The 21081-nt window shown below is 44.7% G+C and carries 18 protein-coding genes and 1 pseudogene; 6 read left to right on the forward strand and 13 right to left on the reverse strand.

The genetic code is table 11. The features are described 5' to 3' along the window. Nucleotides 1–31 precede the first annotated feature (31 nt). Both yfbR and IJ23_RS16770 read left to right on the forward strand, forming a co-directional pair. Entirely contained in the window at nt 32–616 is a 585-nt protein-coding gene (yfbR, locus tag IJ23_RS16765) for a 5'-deoxynucleotidase (RefSeq protein ID WP_017634778.1), read from the forward strand. 15 nt (nt 617–631) lie between these two features. Continuing rightward, entirely contained in the window at nt 632–1954 is a 1323-nt protein-coding gene (locus IJ23_RS16770; protein ID WP_033906882.1) for an anti-phage deoxyguanosine triphosphatase, read from the forward strand. Between the two features lie 6 nt (nt 1955–1960). Here IJ23_RS16770 and IJ23_RS16775 read toward each other — a convergent pair whose 3' ends face one another. Then, complete coding sequence (locus IJ23_RS16775; RefSeq protein WP_033906883.1) at nt 1961–2575, reverse strand: tRNA-uridine aminocarboxypropyltransferase; 615 nt, start codon at nt 2573–2575, stop codon at nt 1961–1963. Nucleotides 2576–2578: 3 nt separating this feature from the next. Between IJ23_RS16775 and rrtA the strand changes: the two genes are divergently transcribed. Next, nucleotides 2579–3130, forward strand: a complete 552-nt coding sequence (gene rrtA, locus IJ23_RS16780; RefSeq protein ID WP_005382331.1) for a rhombosortase — start codon at nt 2579–2581, stop codon at nt 3128–3130. A gap of 98 nt (nt 3131–3228) precedes the next feature. Here the strand turns inward: rrtA and IJ23_RS16785 are convergent, their stop codons facing one another. The 8 genes and pseudogenes from IJ23_RS16785 to IJ23_RS25600 all read right to left on the reverse strand — a co-directional run bounded on the left by IJ23_RS16785 (nt 3229) and on the right by IJ23_RS25600 (nt 12653). Further along, entirely contained in the window at nt 3229–3513 is a 285-nt protein-coding gene (locus IJ23_RS16785) for a ComEA family DNA-binding protein (RefSeq protein WP_031777211.1), read from the reverse strand. A gap of 255 nt (nt 3514–3768) precedes the next feature. Continuing rightward, nucleotides 3769–5628, reverse strand: a complete 1860-nt coding sequence (ppiD, locus tag IJ23_RS16790; RefSeq protein WP_005382334.1) for a peptidylprolyl isomerase — start codon at nt 5626–5628, stop codon at nt 3769–3771. A 201-nt stretch (nt 5629–5829) separates the two neighbouring features. Further along, on the reverse strand, nt 5830–6102 hold the full coding sequence (locus tag IJ23_RS16795) for an HU family DNA-binding protein (protein WP_005382341.1): 273 nt from the start codon (nt 6100–6102) through the stop codon (nt 5830–5832). Nucleotides 6103–6293: 191 nt separating this feature from the next. Continuing rightward, nucleotides 6294–8645 carry an endopeptidase La gene (gene lon / locus IJ23_RS16800; RefSeq protein ID WP_005382343.1) on the reverse strand — a complete coding sequence of 784 codons (2352 nt, stop codon included), beginning with the start codon at nt 8643–8645 and terminating at the stop codon, nt 6294–6296. Nucleotides 8646–8775: 130 nt separating this feature from the next. Next, nucleotides 8776–10056, reverse strand: coding sequence for an ATP-dependent protease ATP-binding subunit ClpX (clpX, locus tag IJ23_RS16805; protein ID WP_033906884.1), 1281 nt, complete (start codon nt 10054–10056; stop codon nt 8776–8778). Nucleotides 10057–10126: 70 nt separating this feature from the next. Beyond that, entirely contained in the window at nt 10127–10753 is a 627-nt protein-coding gene (gene clpP / locus IJ23_RS16810; protein ID WP_005382347.1) for an ATP-dependent Clp endopeptidase proteolytic subunit ClpP, read from the reverse strand. A gap of 105 nt (nt 10754–10858) precedes the next feature. Further along, nucleotides 10859–12166, reverse strand: a complete 1308-nt coding sequence (gene tig, locus IJ23_RS16815; RefSeq protein WP_033906885.1) for a trigger factor — start codon at nt 12164–12166, stop codon at nt 10859–10861. A 274-nt stretch (nt 12167–12440) separates the two neighbouring features. Further along, nucleotides 12441–12653: pseudogene (locus IJ23_RS25600) on the reverse strand (hypothetical protein). Nucleotides 12654–12692: 39 nt separating this feature from the next. On the opposite strand from IJ23_RS25600, the gene IJ23_RS16820 reads away from it, so the two are divergent. The 3 genes from IJ23_RS16820 (at nt 12693) to IJ23_RS25605 (ending at nt 16101) form a co-directional block, all read left to right on the forward strand. Then, complete coding sequence (locus tag IJ23_RS16820; protein ID WP_033906887.1) at nt 12693–14498, forward strand: ATP-binding protein; 1806 nt, start codon at nt 12693–12695, stop codon at nt 14496–14498. 4 nt (nt 14499–14502) lie between these two features. Then, nucleotides 14503–15840, forward strand: coding sequence for a sigma-54-dependent transcriptional regulator (locus IJ23_RS16825; RefSeq protein ID WP_033906888.1), 1338 nt, complete (start codon nt 14503–14505; stop codon nt 15838–15840). Between the two features lie 78 nt (nt 15841–15918). Next, nucleotides 15919–16101: a hypothetical protein gene (locus IJ23_RS25605; RefSeq protein WP_021034161.1), complete on the forward strand. Its 183-nt coding sequence runs from the start codon at nt 15919–15921 to the stop codon at nt 16099–16101. 33 nt (nt 16102–16134) lie between these two features. Here IJ23_RS25605 and IJ23_RS16830 read toward each other — a convergent pair whose 3' ends face one another. The 4 genes from IJ23_RS16830 to IJ23_RS16845 all read right to left on the reverse strand — a co-directional run bounded on the left by IJ23_RS16830 (nt 16135) and on the right by IJ23_RS16845 (nt 20925). Next, a complete protein-coding gene (locus IJ23_RS16830; protein ID WP_005382255.1) occupies nt 16135–17496 on the reverse strand; it encodes a TRAP transporter large permease in 1362 nt (453 codons plus the stop codon). A gap of 3 nt (nt 17497–17499) precedes the next feature. Then, nucleotides 17500–18174, reverse strand: a complete 675-nt coding sequence (locus IJ23_RS16835) for a TRAP transporter small permease (protein WP_005382256.1) — start codon at nt 18172–18174, stop codon at nt 17500–17502. Between the two features lie 70 nt (nt 18175–18244). Then, nucleotides 18245–19243, reverse strand: a complete 999-nt coding sequence (locus IJ23_RS16840) for a TRAP transporter substrate-binding protein (RefSeq protein ID WP_017634784.1) — start codon at nt 19241–19243, stop codon at nt 18245–18247. A 212-nt stretch (nt 19244–19455) separates the two neighbouring features. Next, entirely contained in the window at nt 19456–20925 is a 1470-nt protein-coding gene (locus tag IJ23_RS16845) for a protein adenylyltransferase SelO (RefSeq protein WP_033906889.1), read from the reverse strand. Nucleotides 20926–21081 lie beyond the last annotated feature (156 nt).

Here is a 21081-nt window from a genome sequence, read left to right on the forward strand (position 1 = left end):
TTCCTTTTTTACACCAGAAACGGAGAAAGCCATGAAAGAAAGCCATTTTTTCGCCCACCTGGCTCGAATGAAGCTGATCCAACGCTGGCCTTTAATGCGGTCCGTCTCACCAGAAAACGTTTCAGAGCATAGCTTACAAGTTGCTTTTGTCGCTCATGCCCTTGCCCTCATTAAAAACAAAAAGTTCGGCGGCAACCTTAATCCAGAACGCATCGCTATTCTTGCCATGTACCATGACTCCAGCGAAGTATTAACGGGTGATCTTCCAACTCCAGTGAAGTATTACAATCCTGAAATTGCCAAAGAATATAAGAAGATAGAATCGGCAGCGGAACAAAAATTACTCTCCATGTTACCGGAAGAGTTCCACGATGATTTTGCCCCCTATCTTCTTTCTCACTCTGCACATGAAGAGGACGCAAAAATCGTTAAGCAAGCCGATTCCATCTGTGCCTATTTAAAATGTCTCGAAGAACTAAGCGCCGGCAACCATGAGTTCGCTCTGGCAAAAAAACGCTTAGACGTCACTTTGCAAGAACGCAGAACGCCTGAAATGGATTACTTTCTCAATACCTTTGCCCCAAGTTTCGAATTATCGTTAGATGAAATCAGTTAGCTTACGGAGATAATCGTGTCGTTTGAATTACACCCGCAATGGCAAGAGCGCCATGATGATGAGCATAAAATCCGTCGAGACGACCATCGGAGCCCGTACCAACGAGACCGAGCGCGCATTCTTCACTCGGCTGCATTTCGACGCCTACAAGCAAAAACCCAAGTACACGGTAATAGCTTGGAAGACTTTCACCGCAGTCGGTTAACACACTCCTTAGAAGCGTCGCAACTAGGGACCGGTATCGTCGCCCAGTTAAAGAAAAAACAGCCAGAGTTCCGCGATCTATTACCATCAGACAGCTTAATTGATTCATTATGTTTGGCTCACGACATCGGGCATCCTCCATACGGTCATGGGGGAGAAGTCGCTCTAAACTACGTAATGCGCGAACATGGCGGCTTCGAGGGGAACGCCCAAACCTTTCGTATCGTCACTAAGTTAGAGCCTTATACTGAGCATTTCGGAATGAATTTATCACGCCGCACACTGCTTGGTTTGATTAAGTACCCTGCCCTCATTAGTCAAACACGCTCCGTCAAGTTGCCTCAACCAGCCGAGCATCAACGTAAACTAAAAGCAAAAGATTGGAGCCCAGCTAAAGGCATTTATGATTGTGATAAAGACTTATTTGATTGGGTAATTGCACCGCTTTCTGACAACGACAAGGCATTGCTTAGTCTGATGCGTTCAACGCCAGAATCGGAGTTTGAGCACAGTAAAACGCGTTTTAAATCACTCGATTGCTCAATCATGGAGCTAGCAGATGATATCGCCTACGGTGTTCATGATTTAGAAGATGCAATCGTACTTGGTATGGTGACACGTCAGCAATGGCAAGAAGGCGCAGCAAGTCAATTAGCGGACTGTGGCGACTCGTGGTTTGAAGCTCATATCGATTCCATCGGACAGATGCTATTTAGCGGTAAGCACCATGAGCGGAAAGATGCTATCGGTGGTATGGTTAACGCGCTACTGACCAGCATTTCAATCAAAACGGTGGATGAGCCGTTTAATAACCCGTTACTGTCTTGGAATGCGTGTTTAGAACCACAGATGGCACGTGCACTTGACGTACTCAAGCACTTTGTCAGCACCTTCGTTATCCAAGTCCCGCAGGTCCAGATCGTTGAGTATAAGGGTCAGCAAATTATTATGGATATTTTTGAAGCGTTAACAGCAGACCCAGAGCGATTACTACCCGTTCATACAAGAGATCTGTGGTGTCAGGCGAAGAGCGAGAGCAATAAAATGAGGGTCATCGCCGATTATATTTCTGCAATGACCGATGGTCACGCGCAAAAGCTACACCGCCAACTTTTCTCTTCCATCGTTCTTTAGTAACACTCAACCTTTCAAGTAATTCTTTTCAAAAACGCCCGGAGGCATCTGGGCGATTTGGAATTCGATCATCTTTTCAAACGCACGCATCAGCGGTGTAAAGTCTCCCTCGGGTTCAAGCAAGCGAAGCGAATGATAACCAGCCTCGACTGTCGATAAGCTATTCTCAGAGGGCGCCTTACGAATGGTGTAGTGCCCTTGTAGTTGCTTAGGCAACTGCACGGTTGGGAGTGGATGTAAGTTGCTTGAGAGTTGCCACATTTTGTACGCTTTTTTCCACGTACCATCGAGCAAAATCAAACGTATTTTCTTAGATACACTATGACTCGCTTGAGTCATTTCAGAAATGCATCGTGACTCTTCTGATGGGTAAAGAACAAAATGTTGATATGACTCATCCGCTAATAAGTGATTTAAGGCATCATCACAAGAAAAGTCCTCTCCTATCAAACAAATACAGTTATCTAAACTCAAATTGAGAATCCGTGCCGTACCAAGCGGACGATGTTCTTCACTCGTGTGCTGAAGAATGATAAGTTCTACCTCGCTTGCCAGCGGTACAATCCATTGGCAAATACACGCTTTTTGCGATTTTCCACAACGAGAACAATAACGAGACATAGAGTGAACCTTTATACCTTGCTGAGTATTATCAGCGTGATCTGTTTGATACTTCAATTTGAACCAATGGCAAGCCTAACCGAGTGGCACAGCTACAATATACGCCATGGTGAATGGTGGCGAATCGTAACAGGAAATCTCACACATACCAACTTTGCGCACTTAGGAATGAACCTCGCCGGATTGTGGATCATTACTTTTATTTTTCGCCCAAGCACTCGTAACTTCCTTATCGTTTTTTCAATCTTATGTGCATGTGTTGGTGCGCTGAATTTGTTTACCAACATGTCGGTATACGTGGGTTTATCCGGCGTATTACACGGATTGTTTGGATTTTGGGCGCTCAGAGAAGTCTTTGAAAGCAGAAGAAGCAGTGTGTTGTTAGTTGGAGGACTAATCGCCAAAGTAGCATGGGAGCAGGTCTATGGCCCATCCAGCAGTACTGCTGAGCTTATCGGTGCAAACGTTGCTATTGATGCTCATATGTTTGGCGCACTCGGTGGGTTAGTGATGGCTTTACTGGAAAAAGGCCTTCGCCGTCGTTTATTCGGATAAAAAATCCCGAACCACGAAAGAGGGGCTGGTTCGGGAAAGCAGTAATAGGGAAACAGATATTGTTCTGAATTCAGACTCAATATCTGCGATACATCAAGCTACAGTAAAATGCGGTCTTCGTTTTTCTTAACTGTCGCTTCACCAATGCCTTTTACGCTCTTCAAATCTGCTGCCGTTTTAAAAGGGCCATGCTCCTCGCGGTAGTCCACTATACTCTGCGCTTTCTTCTCACCTATACCTTTCAACATGGTCGCAATTTCTTCAGCAGTGGCCGTGTTGATATTTACAGTAATTTCAATTCCTTCATATTTGTCAGTGGCTGAATCCGCAGCCATGCTAAAAGGTGCAAAAACAAATAAGCACAATGTCAAAATCCATTTCATATTGAACATACAATCTCCAAAATAGTAGGCTAAAAACAGTCGTCGAGAGCGAGTCACTATCAAGTTTGCAATGGAAAGCAATATGGTTATGCATTTAACAAACTGAGATGACCCGGAATTCACAACGGCCGCTATCACTTAAACGCGCACTAATTTAAGTAATGCCTATTGATGATTGAAGTTCATAAAGACAAAAATAAAACGGACCGCTTATGCGGTCCGTTTTATTCAACATACAAATTACACTAATTGTGCTTAGTTGCTCACAACAAAGTACTCAATGTCAGTATTTGCACGCAGTACGGCTAGTACAGATGATAAGTCTTGCTGAGAAGATGCACGCTGCATTTGCATCGCAACTTGATCTTCTAACTCACTATCTAGCTCTGCGTTTACAGCATCAAGCTCGATGATAATGATGTTACCTTCAAGATCTTTAGACTGACCGTATACTGGTTTACCATCGACTGGTTTTGCCATCGCGAATACCGTTGTTGCCAACGGAGAACGACGATCTACTGTCTCTTGTTCACCAAAGGCAAGATTGTTTTCAGCAAGCACGTTCGTCTTACCTTCTTTCAATGCCGCAACGACTTGTGTTCCAAGCTCCATCGCTTCTTGCTCACCTTTAACACGAGATAGCTCTGCAACAACCTGATCTTTCACTTCTTCTAGTGGAAGAACTGTCTCGTCACGCGCATCTTCAACACGAACAACGATAATATGCTCAGGCGCAACTTCGATAGCTTCAGAGTTTAGGCCATCTTCTTTAACTTCAGGGCTTAGGATAGCTTGCATTACCGCAGGGCTACGAAGCACTTCAGGTGCATCAACCTGAGAAATAAAGTCCGTTGTCTTCACTTCTTGGTTAACCGCTTGAGAAGCATCATACAATGAGTCTGGGTATTCAAACGCTACGCGCTCAAGCTCATTTTGCAACTCGTAGAATTGATCGATCGCTTGTTGGTCGACCATCTCTTGTTTGATTTCAGCAGCGACTTCTTCAAATGGCTTCGCCACAGAATCTTTTAGCTCTTCAAGCTTGATAATGTGATAGCCAAAGTCCGACTTTACTAGACCCGACGTATCGCCAGGATTCTTCAGTGCGAATGCCGCTTCTTCAAAAGCAGGGTCCATCACATCACGCTCAATCCAACCTAGGTCACCACCGTTTTCAGCGCTGCCAAAATCGTCAGATTTCTCTTGAGCAAGCGTCGCAAAATCTGCACCCGCGTTTAGCTCATCTAGGATAGCTTGCGCTTTTGCTTCATCGTCCCCTTCTACAAGAATGTGAGCGACACGTCGTTGCTCTTCTGAAGAGTATTTGTTTAAGTGCTCGTCGTAGTACTTTTTCACCTCAGCATCAGAAACATTAACTTGTTCCTTTAGCGCTTCAGCTGACAGTTCGATGTAAGAGACTTTAACCTGCTCTGGGCGTGTAAAGTTGTCTGGGTTTGCTTTGTAGTACTCTTGAATTTCTTCGTCGGTCAATTCAATATTTTTCGCAAACTCCGCTAAGTCGATCTGAATCGTGCGAATATCACGAGTTTGAGTGAACAGCTTGCCTTCTGCTTGTACTTCACCCGGCAGAATAAATTCACTGTTTTGTAGCGCATTCAGCAGTTGCTCACGAACCAATTCACGACGCATGTACTCAGCAAAAGAGTCTGGCGAAAAGCCTGCACGACGCAAAGAAGCTTGATAGATCTCTTGATCAAACTGACCATTAGATTGGAACTGAGGCATGTCTAGAATCATGCTACGCACTTGAGTGTCGCTGATTCGCAGACCCAAAGCTTCAGCTTGTTGGTCAAGCAACACGTCATTGATCATTCGATCTAAAACGGATTTGCGGAAAGATTCAACATATGCAGGGTCAGCCAGCATTTGAGAGAAGTAGTCACCCAACTGAGCTTGCATACGGTTACGCTCATTTTGGTATGCCATCTCGAACTCACCACGAGGAATCTCAGTGTTACCGACTTTCGCTGCAGAGTTGTTGCTACCACCAACGATGTAGCTACCTACACCTGCAAATACGAAAGACAGGATGATAAGTCCAAGGATAATTTTGACCGCGATGCTATTCACGCCTTCGCGTAGTCGATCCATCATAATTTAACTGCTCTCCACAATTGAAGCCTACTGCTTCTATCTAATAGAAATAATGGCGCAATAATATCAGAAAAAGAAATGCGCATCAGTATGATGCGCATAATTTAAGAAAGTTCGGCTCGAAGTTTGTAAATTTTTGTTCGAAACTTATTGTTTGAGCAAAAGTTAAGCAAATGGCCGGTTACAGAAATAACGCCGTGATTAGTTACAAGCGTCTTTCAGTGCTTTACCAGCTTTGAAAGCTGGTACTTTTGCTTCTGCGATTTGGATTTCTTCACCAGTTTTTGGGTTACGACCAGTACGTGCAGCACGAGTACGAACGCTGAATGTACCAAAGCCAACTAGAGCGACTTGATCACCAGATTGAAGAGTTCCGCTTACTGCTTCGATGAATGCATCTAGAGCACGACCCGCTGACGCTTTAGAAATATCTGCATTTTCTGCGATTTGTTCTACTAACTGAGTTTTATTCACTGTAATTTCCCCTTTGTGTCATCTGTGATTATTTTTGTGATGACTTTCGTTCCATTGTTAAGAAAATATGCTCCACCCCTTATTCATCAAGGGCTAGCAGCTATCGAAACTAACTTAGCGCCCAAAAAAAACGCTGACAAGCCTTTTTGGGCTTATCAGCGTAAACTTTTACTTATTTTTGCTACACATCACTATTTTTGAGACTCAAACTCAACGCCCGTCGGGTCTCGCTCTAGTGCGACTTTCAGTACTTCATCAATCCACTGTACAGGGATAACTTCCAGATCCGCGATAACATTATCAGGAATCTCTTCCAAATCACGCTCGTTATCTTTTGGAATTAGCACTGTCTTAATGCCACCACGGTGTGCCGCAAGTAACTTCTCTTTTAGGCCGCCGATAGGTAGAACCTCACCACGCAGTGTGATTTCACCCGTCATCGCTACTTCTGCTTTCACAGGGTTGCCTGTTAGAGAAGAAACCAATGCTGTACACATTGCTGTACCCGCACTTGGGCCATCTTTTGGTGTCGCGCCTTCCGGGACGTGTACGTGAATATCTTTCTTCTCGTAGAAGTCAGTATTGATACCTAGCTTTTCTGCACGAGAGCGAACCACTGTCATTGCTGCTTGGATAGACTCTTGCATCACATCACCAAGAGAACCCGTTTGTGTCAGCTTACCTTTACCTGGCATTGATTGAGTTTCAATCGTTAATAGATCGCCACCCACTTCTGTCCAAGCTAGGCCAGTTACTTGACCAATTCGGTTACTTTCATCCGCTTTACCGTAATCGAAACGTTGAACACCTAAGTACTCTTTTAGGTTGTCCATCGTTACCGTTACTGACTTGATGTCCTTATCCAGCAAGATGTTCTTCACCGCTTTACGGCAGATCTTAGAAATCTCACGCTCTAAGTTACGGACACCCGCTTCACGCGTGTAGTAACGAATGATGCCAATAATCGCAGAATCTTCAATGACGATTTCATCCGCTTTCAAGCCATTACGCTTCACTTGTTTATCAACAAGGTGACGTTTTGCAATGTTCAGCTTCTCGTCTTCGGTGTAACCAGATAAACGAATAACTTCCATACGGTCTAACAATGGACCCGGGATGTTCATCGAGTTCGATGTCGCAACAAACATAACGTCAGAGAGATCGTAATCCACTTCTAGGTAGTGATCGTTGAACGAGTTATTCTGTTCAGGATCAAGTACTTCTAGCAGAGCCGATGCTGGATCACCACGCATATCGGAAGACATTTTGTCGATTTCGTCCAATAAGAACAGCGGGTTCTTCACACCAACCTTCGACATCTTCTGGATCAATTTGCCTGGTAATGAGCCGATATAAGTACGACGGTGACCACGAATTTCCGCTTCATCACGCACACCACCCAACGCCATACGAACATACTTACGGCCTGTAGCTGAAGCAATTGAACGACCAAGAGATGTTTTACCGACACCAGGAGGACCAACAAGACAAAGGATAGGACCTTTTAGCTTGTTGATACGGTTTTGAACCGCCAAGTATTCAAGGATACGTTCTTTGACGCGTTCTAGACCGTAGTGATCTTCATTAAGAACCTCTTCTGCTTTCGCTAAGTTTTTCTTAACTTTTGAGCGCTTAGCCCAAGGAACGCTGACCATCCAATCGATGTAGCTACGAACCACTGTTGCTTCAGCAGACATTGGAGACATCATCTTGAGCTTTTGCAGCTCTTGCTCTGTCTTTTCACGTGCCTCTTGAGGCATTTTTGATTCGTCAATCTTCTTCTGTAGCGTTTCGAACTCGTCTGGTGCGTCTTCCATCTCACCAAGTTCTTTCTGAATCGCTTTCATTTGCTCATTCAGATAATACTCACGCTGAGATTTTTCCATTTGCTTTTTAACGCGACCACGAATTCGTTTTTCAACTTGCAGCAAGTCGATCTCTGATTCCATCTGGCCCATCAGGAATTCCAGACGCTCAGTGACGTCAACAATTTCAAGCACTTGCTGCTTATCCACCAACTTTAACGGCATATGAGCCGCAATGGTATCCGCTAAGCGTGCGGCTTCGTCGATACCATTAAGTGACGTTAGCACTTCTGGTGGAATCTTCTTGTTTAGCTTAATGAACCCTTCAAACTGATTAATCGCGCTGCGAACAATCACTTCTTGCTCACGCTCATCCAATTCTGGCGTAACAACAAATTCAGCTTCCGCTAGGAAGAAGTCACTCTCTTTAAAGTGATTGATTTTTGCTCGCTGCTGGCCTTCGACCAATACTTTTACTGTGCCATCCGGAAGCTTCAAGAGCTGGAGAATGGTGGCTACCGTACCTACGTCAAATAGGTCGTCAACCGTAGGCTCGTCAGTGTCCGCTTGCTTTTGTGCCACAAGAAGAACTTGTTTGTTGGTTTCCATCGCCGTTTCTAGACAGCTAATCGATTTCTCACGACCAACAAACAATGGAATAACCATGTGTGGGTAGACCACTACGTCACGTAGAGGTAGTACCGGGATCTCGATACGCTCGGAACGTTCCAAGTTCATATAATTCTCTCTTCCGCTTTCACGTTTAACGTATTACTTAAGGCAGTATATGGGGGCTAATTGTTTGGATTCAATAAGAGAAATAAAAAAAGGAGGTAATTACTTACCTCCTTTTTCATTATGGCTGAATTTACTCTGCTCCAGCTGCCTGATTGTCTGCGTTACTGTAAATAAGCAGTGGATCTGACTCGCCATTAATGACGGACTCATCAATCACGACTTTACTAACGTCTGTTGCAGATGGTAATTCGTACATGGTTTCAAGTAGCACGCCTTCAAGAATCGAGCGTAAGCCACGAGCACCTGTTTTACGCTCCATTGCTTTTTTCGCGATAGCGCGCAGCGCATCTTCACGGAATTCAAGTTCGGCGTTTTCTAGCTCAAACAATGCTGCATATTGCTTGGTCAGTGCGTTCTTCGGTTCACATAGGATCTGAATCAACGCTTCTTCATCAAGCTCAGTCAGTGTTGTTGTTACAGGTAGACGACCAATGAATTCTGGAATGAGGCCGTACTTCACTAAGTCTTCAGGTTCAACTTGAGTAAATAGCTCACCTACTGTCTTCGATTCATTCTTCGAACGAACTTCAGCACCAAAGCCAATACCTGTACCTGTTGCAACACGCTGCTCAATCACTTTGTCTAAGCCAGCAAAAGCACCACCACAGATGAACAGGATCTTAGATGTGTCCACTTGTAGGAATTCTTGCTGAGGATGCTTACGACCACCTTGAGGTGGAACCGATGCAACCGTACCTTCGATAAGTTTTAGTAGCGCCTGCTGAACACCTTCACCAGATACGTCACGCGTAATAGATGGGTTTTCAGCTTTGCGTGAAATCTTATCAATTTCATCAATGTAAACGATGCCGCGTTCCGCTTTAGCTACATCGTAATCACATTTTTGCAGAAGCTTTTGGATGATGTTTTCAACGTCTTCACCTACGTAACCGGCTTCGGTTAGTGTCGTCGCGTCTGCCATTGTAAATGGCACATCCAAGAATCGAGCTAATGTCTCCGCAAGTAGTGTTTTACCGCTACCTGTAGGACCAATTAGAAGGATGTTACTCTTACCAAGCTCCACACCTTCGCTCGTTGTATCACCATTGCGTAAACGCTTGTAGTGGTTATATACCGCAACTGCGAGCACTTTTTTCGCGTAATCTTGCCCGATCACATAGTCATCAAGGTGTTCACGGATCTGTTTTGGCGTTGGTAACGCTTCAGATTCTTTCTTAGGGAGAACATCCTTGATTTCTTCGCGAATAATATCGTTACATAAGTCGACACACTCGTCGCAAATGTACACTGACGGACCTGCGATTAGCTTGCGAACTTCGTGCTGACTTTTGCCGCAGAAAGAACAGTACAGCAATTTACCGCTGCCACTTTCTTTGCTTTTATCTGTCATTCGCTAACCTCTTAGCCTTTACTCTTCATGAATGAGTGTATATCAATTTTTGCCAAAATGCGCTGGCTAATTACTCGCCACGGTGGCTTAACACTGCATCCACGATACCGTATTCCACAGCCTGCTCTGATGACATGAAGTTATCACGATCAGTATCGCGCTCAATGACTTCAAGAGGTTGGCCTGTATGTTCTGCTAACAACTTGTTTAGCTTCTGTTTAATCGTCAGGATTTCCTGAGCATGGATTTGGATATCAGAAGCTTGACCCTGGAAACCACCCAATGGTTGGTGGATCATTACACGAGAGTTAGGCAGTACGTAACGCTTACCTGGCGCACCACCTGCAAGCAGGAAGGCACCCATTGAACATGCTTGACCCATACACACAGTGCTGACATTTGGCTTAATGAACTGCATGGTATCGTAAATAGACATACCAGCTGTTACGCTGCCGCCTGGCGAGTTGATGTATAGGAAAATATCTTTATCTGGATTTTCAGATTCTAGGAAAAGTAGCTGAGCCACGACAAGGTTTGCCATGTGGTCTTCCACTTGACCCGTTAAAAAAATCACGCGCTCTTTCAGCAGACGTGAGTAGATGTCGTAAGAGCGTTCGCCTCGGGAAGTTTGTTCAACCACCATTGGTACTAGCGCGTCCATAATTGGCGACATTGCATTTTTTTCTTGGTAGCTCATATTCTTATGTCCCTAAAATAAATGGCCCGGATGATGACTATCATACGGACCATTGTTAGCAGAATAGTTAACGTTAAGTCAACCTTCTACGCAAGATATTGCTTATTAAGCAGCAGGTTGTTGTTGGTTAAGTAGCTCGTTGAAGCCTACTTCTTTCTCAGAAACCTGTGCTTTAGCGATGATCGCGTCGATTGCTTGCTCTTCTAGAGCTACGTTGCGCATGTTGTTCATCATTTCTTCGTTTTGCTCGTAGTAAGCAATAACTTCTGATGGATCTTCGTATGCAGTAGCCATTTCTTCGATTAGAGCTTTAACTTTCTCGTCGTCCGCTTTTAGCTCTTCAGATTTGATTACCTCACCTAGTAGAAGACCAACAACTACGCGACGTTTAGCTTGTTCTTCGAACAGTTCACGTGGAAGCTGAGCAGCAGCTTCTGGGTTACCACCGAAGCGTTGTGCAGCTTGTTGACGTAGAACTTGGATTTCTTGCTCGATAAGCGCTGATGGTACGTTGATGTCGTTTTGCTCAACTAGACCGTCAATCGCTTGCTCTTTGATGCGGTTCTTAACAGCTTGCTTAAGTTCGCGTTCCATGTTCTTACGAACTTCAGCTTTAAGTGCTTCAACACCACCTTCAACAACACCGAACTTAGCAACGAACTCGTCGTTTAGTTCTGGAAGTTCACGAGCTTCAACTTTGTTCACTTTGATTGCGAACTTAGCTGCTTTACCTTTTAGGTTTTCAGCGTGGTAATCTTCTGGGAAAGTCACGTCGATGTCGAATTCTATACCAGCAGTTTTACCTGCGATACCGTCTTCGAAACCAGGGATCATGCGACCAGCACCCATTTCTAGAGGGAAGTTCTCAGCTTTACCGCCTTCGAACTCTTCACCGTCGATAGAACCAACGAAGTCGATGCTTACGCGTTTGCCATCTTCTGCTGCTTCTTCAACTTCAACCCAAGTTGCTTGTTGCTTACGTAGAGTATCGATCATCTCTTCTACGTCTGCATCTTTAACTTCTGTTAATGGTTTTTCAACAGTGATGCTCTCTAGGCCTTTAAGCTCAACTTCTGGGTAAACTTCAAAAGTTGCAGTGAAAACTAGGTCTGAACCTTCTTTGTTCTCTACAGGAGCGAAAGTTGGAGCGCCAGCTGGGTTGATTTTCTCTTTAACGATAGCTTCGATGAAGTGGCGTTGCATTACTTCACCAAGAACGTCTTGACGTACTGCTTTGCCGTACATCTTAGCAACCATTTTTAGAGGCACTTTACCCTTACGGAAACCATCGAAACGACGGTTTTTAGCGATGTTGCGTAGTTCAGCTGTTACAGCGTCTTCGATGTTTGCAGCTGGAACAGTAATGTTTAGACGGCGCTCTAGGCCCTCTAGCGTTTCAACAGTAACTTGCATTATATATAAACCTCTAAAGTGGCTCGGTTTTCCGAGCGTATGAGCGAAACTCAGAGGAGCTTACGCTTCATCCTTGTGTAGTGTTCTGTCCGAACACCTAATTTAAAATCGAGTATCGATACTGGTTGTCAGTACCGGACTAATCAGTGATATCTTCGATAAAATAACCAAAGGTATCTCCTATTAGCCTCAGGACAGAATTTTTAGACGCGACATTCTAGCGATCTGTCGCAACCCTGTCGAGCCAATAGCCACTATGTGGACATTGTCTGCGCTAAATTCTCGAATGCTGACCCATTTTTTCTTCAAAAATGCGATTCAGACACCGTCTAAGCATTGCCAGCATATCTAGAATGGGGACAATAGCGACTTTTTCAAGAGAATCGACCGGTTTTTTTATCGAAAAGCCTAAAAAGAGATCTTGCTCTTGTTTTACTCCACAGAGTTGAAAACTAAATCCCTAATCCTTCCTACAAACTATTAACATTTTCTTACGTGACCAAAGGAAGTTGTAAGGAGTGTAAGGATGTCGCAAAAAAAACGGATTCTGCTGACATTTTTTGCTTTCTATTTCCTGTCCGCAATTATCGGTGGCCATTGGGTTTGGCAGACCAGTTATCAATCTCTACTTGATAAACACCAATCACAGTTGGAGCAGTTTTCTGGCCATATAAAAAATAAACTCGATAAGTACGCCCATATTCCAAATCTTCTCGCTAAAGATGATCCTCTTTATCAAGCGCTTCTGCACCCCAACAACAGTGCGCAACTGGAAATCACTAATCGGTATTTAGAATCCGTTAATGGCGTGATTGAAGCAGCGGATACGTACTTAATCGATCAATGGGGTACAACGATCGCGGCCAGCAACTGGCGTAAAGAGCGCTCCTTTATCGGGCGAAATTTTGCATTTCGCCCTTATTTCAAACAAGCCATTGTAGGCAAAAGAAGCCAATACTACGCACTGGGCTCAACATCTGGTAAACGTGGCTACTACTATTCTTATCCCATCGTATACGCTGGCGGTGTACTTGGTGTCGTCGTGGTGAAGATGGACCTAAGTAAGATAGAGGACAACTGGCAGCAACCAAACAGTGTTTTTGTCGCCAGCGACCCATACGAAATTGTTTTCATGAGTAGCCGAAGTGAATGGCTGCTCAAAAGCTTACAACCACTGACAAAAAAAGAGAAAAAGCAAGTTTGGGCAAGCCAACAATATCTTGATGCGCCAATTGAAACGCTTGGATTAGTGGGTAGTTTGGACGAGGTGCATTCTGAGCTTAAACAGGGTTACCCATACAATAAAGGAACCTTGGTAGTCTCTTCGCTGCCCCTACCCGAACTCAAACTGACTATTCGTGTGCTGTCTCCTAAACAGTCGATCGTTTGGTTCACCATGGGTTACATCTTTGTACTCACTCTAGCATTCATGGTTTTGTTTTTAATTGGTCAGCTTATCTATCACCGTCAACAGCGTCACTTGCAACTTGAACGAATTCAACAAGAAGCAAATCAAAAGTTGGAATATCAAGTCATGGCACGGACTGCCGAGTTGCAAGCGGAGATCGCACAGCGTATCGATACCGAACAAACTTTACGCGTTACTCAAGACGAATTGGTGCAAGCAGCGAAACTCGCGGTGTTAGGACAAATGTCGGCCAGTATCAGCCATGAACTGAATAATCCACTTGCGGCAATTCGTAGCTTTGCGGAGAACGGCAAGCTGTTTCTAAAAAAAGAAAAATATGAGCGAGTGGAAGATAATCTCACTCGCATTTCTGCTCTCACTGACCGTATGGCAAATATCAGTCAGCAACTTCGCTCTTTCGCCAAAAAAACCAGTGGTGACGAGTTGGCTCAATCTCGACTGTTCCCTGTTATTGCCTCTGTAAAAGAACTGATGAAGCCCGCATTTAAATCAGGGCGCGTCACGTTAGAAACAAATTTGCCAGAGCATGATGTTGAAGTGCAGATCAATATTATTCAACTGGAGCAAGTGTTGGTCAATTTACTGACTAATGCGATAGAAGCACTCAAAGAGCAACAAGACAAACAGGTAGAATTATCTGTAGAACACGATGAGCACACTGATTTGGTTTGGATTCATGTTGATGATAATGGCCCAGGGCTTGGCTCTTTCTCACTTTCTGATTTATGTGAACCGTTTCTAACCACTAAACTGAACGGTTTAGGTTTGGGTCTCTCTATCTCGCAACAAATCTTAGCCAGTATGAATGGAAAATTATGTGCCCATAATCGAGAACAAGGCGGCGCTCGATTCTCATTGTGTTTACCTATCACTTCTTACAACACTGAACCATCAAAAGGATAAGATCATGTGTCAGGTGTTTTTTATTGATGATGAGGCCGATCTCAGAATCGCTATAGAACAGACCTTTGAACTGGCGGATATCGACGCCAAGTTTTTTGTGGATGCAGAATCGGCTTTAATAGCGATGCAGCAAGGAGAAGAAGCTGGCGTCGTGGTCACTGATATCTGTTTGCCGGGCATTTCTGGTATGGATATGCTGACAACTTTGACTCAACGCGATGCAAACTTACCCGTCATCATGATCACTGGACACGGTGATATTTCCATGGCTGTGCAAGCCCTTCATCAAGGCGCTTACGACTTTATTGAGAAACCTTTTGCGCCAGAACATTTGGTTGAAACGGTTAAGCGGGCGATTGAGAAGCGCAAACTAACCAATGAAAATGAAAAACTGCGCCTGTCACTTAAAGCCAGTAAAACCCTTGGTCCACGAGTTATTGGTGAAACCTCTAGCATCCAAATATTACGAGAGACCATCACCCAAATCGCCGATACCGACGCCGATATTTTATTGTTTGGTGAAACCGGTACAGGGAAAGAGTTAATCGCTCGTTCTTTACATGAGCAAAGCTCTCGCCGGAACCAAAACTTTGTCGCCGTAAATTGTGGAGCGGTTCCAGAGAACTTAATTGAGAGTGAACTCTACGGCCATGAAAAAGGCGCATTCACTGGCGCCGAAAGCCGTCGTATCGGTAAATTTGAGTTTGCACAAGGCGGCACACTTTTCTTGGATGAGATCGAGTCGATGCCTATTCAAGCCCAAATTCGTTTATTGAGGGTATTACAAGAGCGCGTGATTGAGCGTGTCGGTTCAAATGAATTATTGCCTTTAGATATTCGAGTGATTGCCGCAACAAAGGTCGATTTAAAACACGCAGCTGAAGAAGGTACTTTCCGTCAGGACCTCTACTATCGGCTCAATGTCGTGACCCTGGATCTCCCGCCACTACGCGAACGAAAAGAAGACATTCCCGCCCTCTTTCACCACTTTCTGTTGGTAGCAGCTTCACGTTATGGCAAAAGCTCACCTAGCTTGTCACCCCAAGATCTAGCGCAACTGATGAGCCATGACTGGCCTGGCAATGTTCGAGAACTCAGAAATGCTGCAGAGCGTTTTGTGCTATTGGGTAAGTTAATTCAGTTGGGAGAATCGAACCCAGTTACTAAGTCTTTCTCAAGCCTTGCAGAGCAAGTGGCGGAGTTTGAGAGAGCAGCCATTGAAGGCGCTTTATTAGAAAACAACGGTAGTATTAAACAGACAATGTGCCAATTGAATGTGCCAAGAAAAACTCTTTACGACAAGATGCAGCGCTACCAAATAAATAAAGACCTTTACAAATAAAACACGTTCAAATAGCTGGCATTATATTCAACTTGAATCATAATTTTTAACAACGGGTTTATCATGGTTGTTATAGATATGAACGAAAAAGTGAGAATACCGATTGTTACAGATACCGTGCTCGTAGACGGTTGCTATCAAGAAGAGAGAAGATTCGGTGAAGAGCGTCGCAAAAATAAAAAGAGGTGGCGACACTATGAACGTCGAATTAATTCAGACCCGCGCAAAACTTGTTACAAGTCAATAGACGAAGAGGTGTGAATTCTCACACCTCTTTCTACTTTCTGGCTTCCATTACTTGGTAATGATCTCCGGCCCCATCAAGGTAGTAGGCAACCAAGTCGAAACCCATGGTACATATGTGACGATAATTAGGAATAAGAACATCACTCCAACCCAGGGTAATGCTGCCTTCACTACGTTCATCATCGACATTTTGGCAACACCAGCGGTCACAAATAAGTTAAGACCCACGGGCGGCGTTATCATTCCTATCTCCATATTCACCACCATCATTATGCCCAAGTGAATTGGGTCTATGCCTAATGCAATCGCAATTGGGAACACGAGCGGCGCAACAATGATCAACAAGCCTGATGGCTCCATAAACTGACCACCAATCAACAACAAGACGTTCACCACAATCAAGAAAGTGATGGGTCCGAGACCAGCGGAGAGCATCGACTCGGTGATCATTTGCGGGATGCGTTCTTCCGTTAAAACATGCTTCAAAATTAAGGCATTAGCAATGATGAACAGCAGCATGATGGTGAGTTTGCCCGCTTCATACAGGGTGTGTTTGGTGTCTTTATGAACAAAGGTTTGGAAGATTTTAACGAGCGCAGGTTTAGTGTTTTTCTTGTCTGCAAATGGCCCCATGTCTTTGTATACAAAGTTAGCAATAAAGAATGAGTACACAGCAGCAACCGCAGCGGCTTCTGTCGGCGTAAAGATACCGCCATAGATACCACCAAGAATGATGACGACCAACAACAAGCCCCAGCTTGCATCCTTGGCGGCATCAAAAGTTTCTTTCCAACCGACAAAAGGTTGCTTTGGAAGGTTCTTGATTCTCGCGGCAATGTAAATCGCGATCATCAACATGACACCCGCCAGCAAACCGGGAATCACACCACCAAGGAACATACGTCCAACTGACACATCCGTTGCGGCTGCATACACCACCATCACAATCGAAGGTGGGATCAAAATCCCTAGCGTACCTGCGTTACAAATTACCCCAGAGGCAAACTCTTTTGAGTAACCGTTTTTGATCATACCTGCGATAACAATACTACCTATGGCAACAACCGTTGCAGGTGAGGAACCTGACAACGCGGCAAACATCATACACGCGACAACCGAAGCCATCGCCAAACCGCCGCGGAACCAGCCTACAATGGCAATGGCGAAACGAATGATCCGCTTTGCTACGCCACCCGTCGACATAAAGCTTGAAGCCAATATAAAGAATGGAATAGCCAATAGCGTGTAGTGGCCCGCGAATGCATTAAACAGCGTTTGAGCAACTGACGCTAAAGAGGCATCCGAATGCATTAAAAGAAAAAGAACACTGGAAAGGCCCAGCGAAATAGCAATTGGCACGCCAACCAGCATAAAGCCAATTACCATCAAAAATAGAAATAAGATATCCATGGCTTATTGCTCCTTGTTTTTAGCGTCTTGCGAGGCCTTTGGAGCCATTACGTCTTCAGCGTCACTCATCTCAGCTTTAAGAGATTCGAGCTCTTCCTCCGCTTCATGTCCTGCAATCAAGCGATCGAGCTTACCAGTAGCGATTTGCCACGTGACTTGAACAAATCTAAACGTTAGTAGCGCCATTCCAAGTGGCAAAGCGAAGTAAGGAATAAAACGTGGCAGCTTTTCATAACGCTCTCCCTCATTTAACCAGTCGGCCATGAACTGGAGCATTTCAGGCATCGGAATATCGTCCGTTTCATACCACGCTCGGTCAGTAGCGAACGGATACCAGTAGTTCCAAGCGCCAATTAACAGCAAAATAGAGAAGGCTAAGCAACACATTGCTGCAAAAAGCGCCAGGGCTTTTCGTTTACCTTCCGGAACGATGTTAATAATGACATCGACACCAATATGAAAGTGTTTTTTCACACCATAAGATGCGCCAACCAACACCATCCATGCGAACATGAAAACGGTGAGCTCAAGCGCCCAAAGAATATTGTCGTTAAAGACATAACGAAAGATGACATTGGCAAAGGTCAGCAAGGTCATGGCACCCAAGAAGAAAGCAATCAAAGTCTCTTCAATGGCATCGGTGATTCGTCCAGCCTTGGCAAAAAAAGTCTGTTCCATAATTACATCACGTCGTCTGTAGGGGGAAAGAGCCCCCTCAGTTTGAGAGGGCTAAATGTGCTAGGTGTTATTATTTTTGGTTAGACGCCAAAGCGGCTTCGATTAGGTCAGAACCAATGTCTTTTTCGAACTTCTTCCATACTGGTTGAAGTGCAGTGACCCATTCTTGGCGCTGTTCTGGCGTTAGAGTACGAACCACACCACCTGCCTCGATGATATTGTTCTTATTCGCAAGGTTTACTTTGGTTGACTCAGCATTACGCTGCGCAGTTACCTCTTGAATAATGGTATTTAACTGCTCGCGCTGATCATCTGGTAGGTTTTTCCAGAAGTCGTTTGACGTCACAACTAAGTAATCCAGAATTCCGTGGTTCGTTTCCGTAATGCCATCTTGAACTTCGAAGAATTTTTTGCCGTAAATGTTTGACCAAGTATTTTCTTGACCATCAATAACCTTAGTTTGCAAGCCGCCGTAAACTTCTTTGAACGACATTTTTTGTGGGTTAGCACCTAGCTGCTCAAACTGAGCAACGAGTACATCAGACGCTTGAACACGGAACTTAAGTCCTTCAGCATCAGTTGGAGAAATGAGCGGCTTGTTGGCTGACATTTGCTTCATGCCGTTATGCCAAAACGCAATGCCTTGTAGGCCACGACGTTTCATTGAATTTTTCAGCTTTTCACCCGCTTCCGAGTTTTGGAAACGGTCAACCGCGTCGACATCATCGAACAAGAAAGGAAGATCGAAAAGGCGGTACTTCTTGGTGAATTTCTCAAACTTAGAAAGAGAAGGAGCAGCGAGTTGAACATCACCATTCAGTAGCGCTTCCAACACTTTGTCATCATCATAAAGTGTTGAGTTAGGAAACACCTGCATACAGACTTTACCGTTCATCTCTTCGTTGACGCGCTTTTCAAGTAACGAAGCCGCGATGCCTTTAGGGTGTTTGTCCGCATTCGTTACATGGCTAAACTTGATGACCGTTTCACCCGGGTCACAATTTGCGGCAGCATTAAAACTGGTAACAGCAAGTGCAGAGACAGATAGTAGAGTTAGAGGCTTAAACATTATTATTCTCCTTGTTGAATCACATCCCATCCCGTCCATGAGTAACTAGGTGTTAGGCGATGGGTACGGATGTTCAACAAAGAGCAATTAATGGACCATGTTAAAATTTATATGTATTTCAATAAATTAACAAAGCCCATTAACATGAATCAGAAGTGTAACGAGTGAATTCCACCCAAGAAAAAGATACAAATGGGTGGGAAATGACCCATTTATGAAGAACAGCTTATCTCCATTTTCTTCCCCCATTCCGGCGGCAATTTCGCATAATCATCAAACTCGGCTTGCTCATCAAATGGGCGTTTTAACAGTTCGGCCAATCGGTGTAATTCGCTAAAGTCCCCTTCTTCCGCTTTATCAATCGCCAACTGAGCCAAGTAGTTACGCAAGATGTATTTGGGATTGGCTTGACGCATCTGTTTGCAACGCTGTTCGGTTGAAATCAGGTCCCCTAGTTCATCAACCTCTAATTCACACCGAGCTAAATACAGATCAAGCCAAGCTCGCGCTGCTTCTCGGTCGAGAAATAAATCGATTACGGCTTGGGAAGGCGCATTATCAAGGTTTGAAAGTGTCCTGAAGAAGCGAGTGTAGTCCGTTTTGTTCTGGTGAAGAAGCTCAAACATAGCTTCAAACAAACGCCCGTCTTCCGCTATCTTAGTTTTTAAGCCCAACTTCTCACGCATGAGGCGGCTGAACTGCTGGCTTAAATGAACTTCAAATTGACTCAACGACGATTCTAAATCTTCTCGTTCAACGAGTGGCGATAGCGCATGCGCCAGTGCTGACAGGTTCCAAAGCGCAATTCTAGGCTGTTGATCAAATGCGTAACGACCCTGGTAGTCTGAATGATTACAAATGTATCCCGGCTCATAATCATCAAGAAAGCCAAACGGACCATAGTCAAAAGTTTGCCCAAGAATTGACATGTTATCGGTATTCATCACACCATGCGCAAAACCAAAAGCTTGCCAATATGCGAGCATCTCGGCTGTTTTAGTCACGATGGCGTCAAACATCGCGGCATATGGTTTCTCCGCCGATGCACAATCAGCAAAGTGCCACTCAATCACCTTATCCGCCAACAGCTTCTGCTCTGCTAACTGGTTGGTGTAAAAGAAATGCTCAAAGTGACCGAATCGAACATGGGTTTCAGCCATTCGAAGTAACAAAGCGCCCGATTCCGTTTTTTCTCGATAAACAGGTGTATCACTGACCATCATACCGAGAGCACGTGTCGTGGGAACCCCAAGGCCTGCCATGGCTTCACTGCACAGGTACTCACGGATAGTCGAGCGTAATACCGCTCGCCCATCTCCCATTCGCGAGTAAGGCGTTAGCCCTGCACCTTTGAGGTGAAGATCAAACCAAGTACCATCCTGATGCTCAATTTCTGCCAACAGTAATCCACGTCCATCGCCCAAATCTGGGTTGTAAACGCCAAACTGATGGCCTGCATATTTCATCGCAAGAGGACGAAATTGTTCGAATTCACTTAGCCCAGAAAAAACCGCCAATAACTCATCGTTTTGCTCTGCTGGTAAACCAAACTGCTGTGCAAACTCACCATTCCAAGCGACCCAGCGAGTGTTATCCAAGGGTTGTGGCTCGACCAACGTATAGAACGCTGACGGTAATTGACTAAAGCGATGGGTGAAATTGACCCGTTGCCAAATGGACATGTAGGGTTCCTTAATAAAAAGAAGTACTGTTGTGAGTATACGTGTGAATGTCCCTGTCATTCAGCCATGAAATGGGCATGGGTATTTTGCGTGAATAACGCGAAGGCGGCAGGAAGGTATCAACCTGCCGCAGACCGTCTCCTAAACGGAGGTAGC

Source organism: Vibrio sp. OY15, assembly GCF_000742455.1.
Classification (GTDB): domain Bacteria; phylum Pseudomonadota; class Gammaproteobacteria; order Enterobacterales; family Vibrionaceae; genus Vibrio; species Vibrio alginolyticus.

What these genes read in the sequence shown, in the direction of transcription:
- yfbR (WP_017634778.1), top strand. Translation starts at nt 32, where the DNA reads ATGAAAGAAAGCCATTTTTTCGCCCACCTGGCTCGAATGAAGCTGATC.
- tig (WP_033906885.1), bottom strand. Translation starts at nt 12,166, where the DNA reads ATGCAAGTTACTGTTGAAACGCTAGAGGGCCTAGAGCGCCGTCTAAAC.
- ppiD (WP_005382334.1), bottom strand. Translation starts at nt 5,628, where the DNA reads ATGATGGATCGACTACGCGAAGGCGTGAATAGCATCGCGGTCAAAATT.
- IJ23_RS16825 (WP_033906888.1), top strand. Translation starts at nt 14,503, where the DNA reads ATGTGTCAGGTGTTTTTTATTGATGATGAGGCCGATCTCAGAATCGCT.
- IJ23_RS16785 (WP_031777211.1), bottom strand. Translation starts at nt 3,513, where the DNA reads ATGAAATGGATTTTGACATTGTGCTTATTTGTTTTTGCACCTTTTAGC.
- IJ23_RS16820 (WP_033906887.1), top strand. Translation starts at nt 12,693, where the DNA reads ATGTCGCAAAAAAAACGGATTCTGCTGACATTTTTTGCTTTCTATTTC.
- lon (WP_005382343.1), bottom strand. Translation starts at nt 8,645, where the DNA reads ATGAACTTGGAACGTTCCGAGCGTATCGAGATCCCGGTACTACCTCTA.
- clpX (WP_033906884.1), bottom strand. Translation starts at nt 10,056, where the DNA reads ATGACAGATAAAAGCAAAGAAAGTGGCAGCGGTAAATTGCTGTACTGT.
- IJ23_RS16835 (WP_005382256.1), bottom strand. Translation starts at nt 18,174, where the DNA reads ATGGAACAGACTTTTTTTGCCAAGGCTGGACGAATCACCGATGCCATT.
- clpP (WP_005382347.1), bottom strand. Translation starts at nt 10,753, where the DNA reads ATGAGCTACCAAGAAAAAAATGCAATGTCGCCAATTATGGACGCGCTA.
- IJ23_RS16845 (WP_033906889.1), bottom strand. Translation starts at nt 20,925, where the DNA reads ATGTCCATTTGGCAACGGGTCAATTTCACCCATCGCTTTAGTCAATTA.
- IJ23_RS25605 (WP_021034161.1), top strand. Translation starts at nt 15,919, where the DNA reads ATGAACGAAAAAGTGAGAATACCGATTGTTACAGATACCGTGCTCGTA.
- IJ23_RS16840 (WP_017634784.1), bottom strand. Translation starts at nt 19,243, where the DNA reads ATGTTTAAGCCTCTAACTCTACTATCTGTCTCTGCACTTGCTGTTACC.
- IJ23_RS16830 (WP_005382255.1), bottom strand. Translation starts at nt 17,496, where the DNA reads ATGGATATCTTATTTCTATTTTTGATGGTAATTGGCTTTATGCTGGTT.
- IJ23_RS16775 (WP_033906883.1), bottom strand. Translation starts at nt 2,575, where the DNA reads ATGTCTCGTTATTGTTCTCGTTGTGGAAAATCGCAAAAAGCGTGTATT.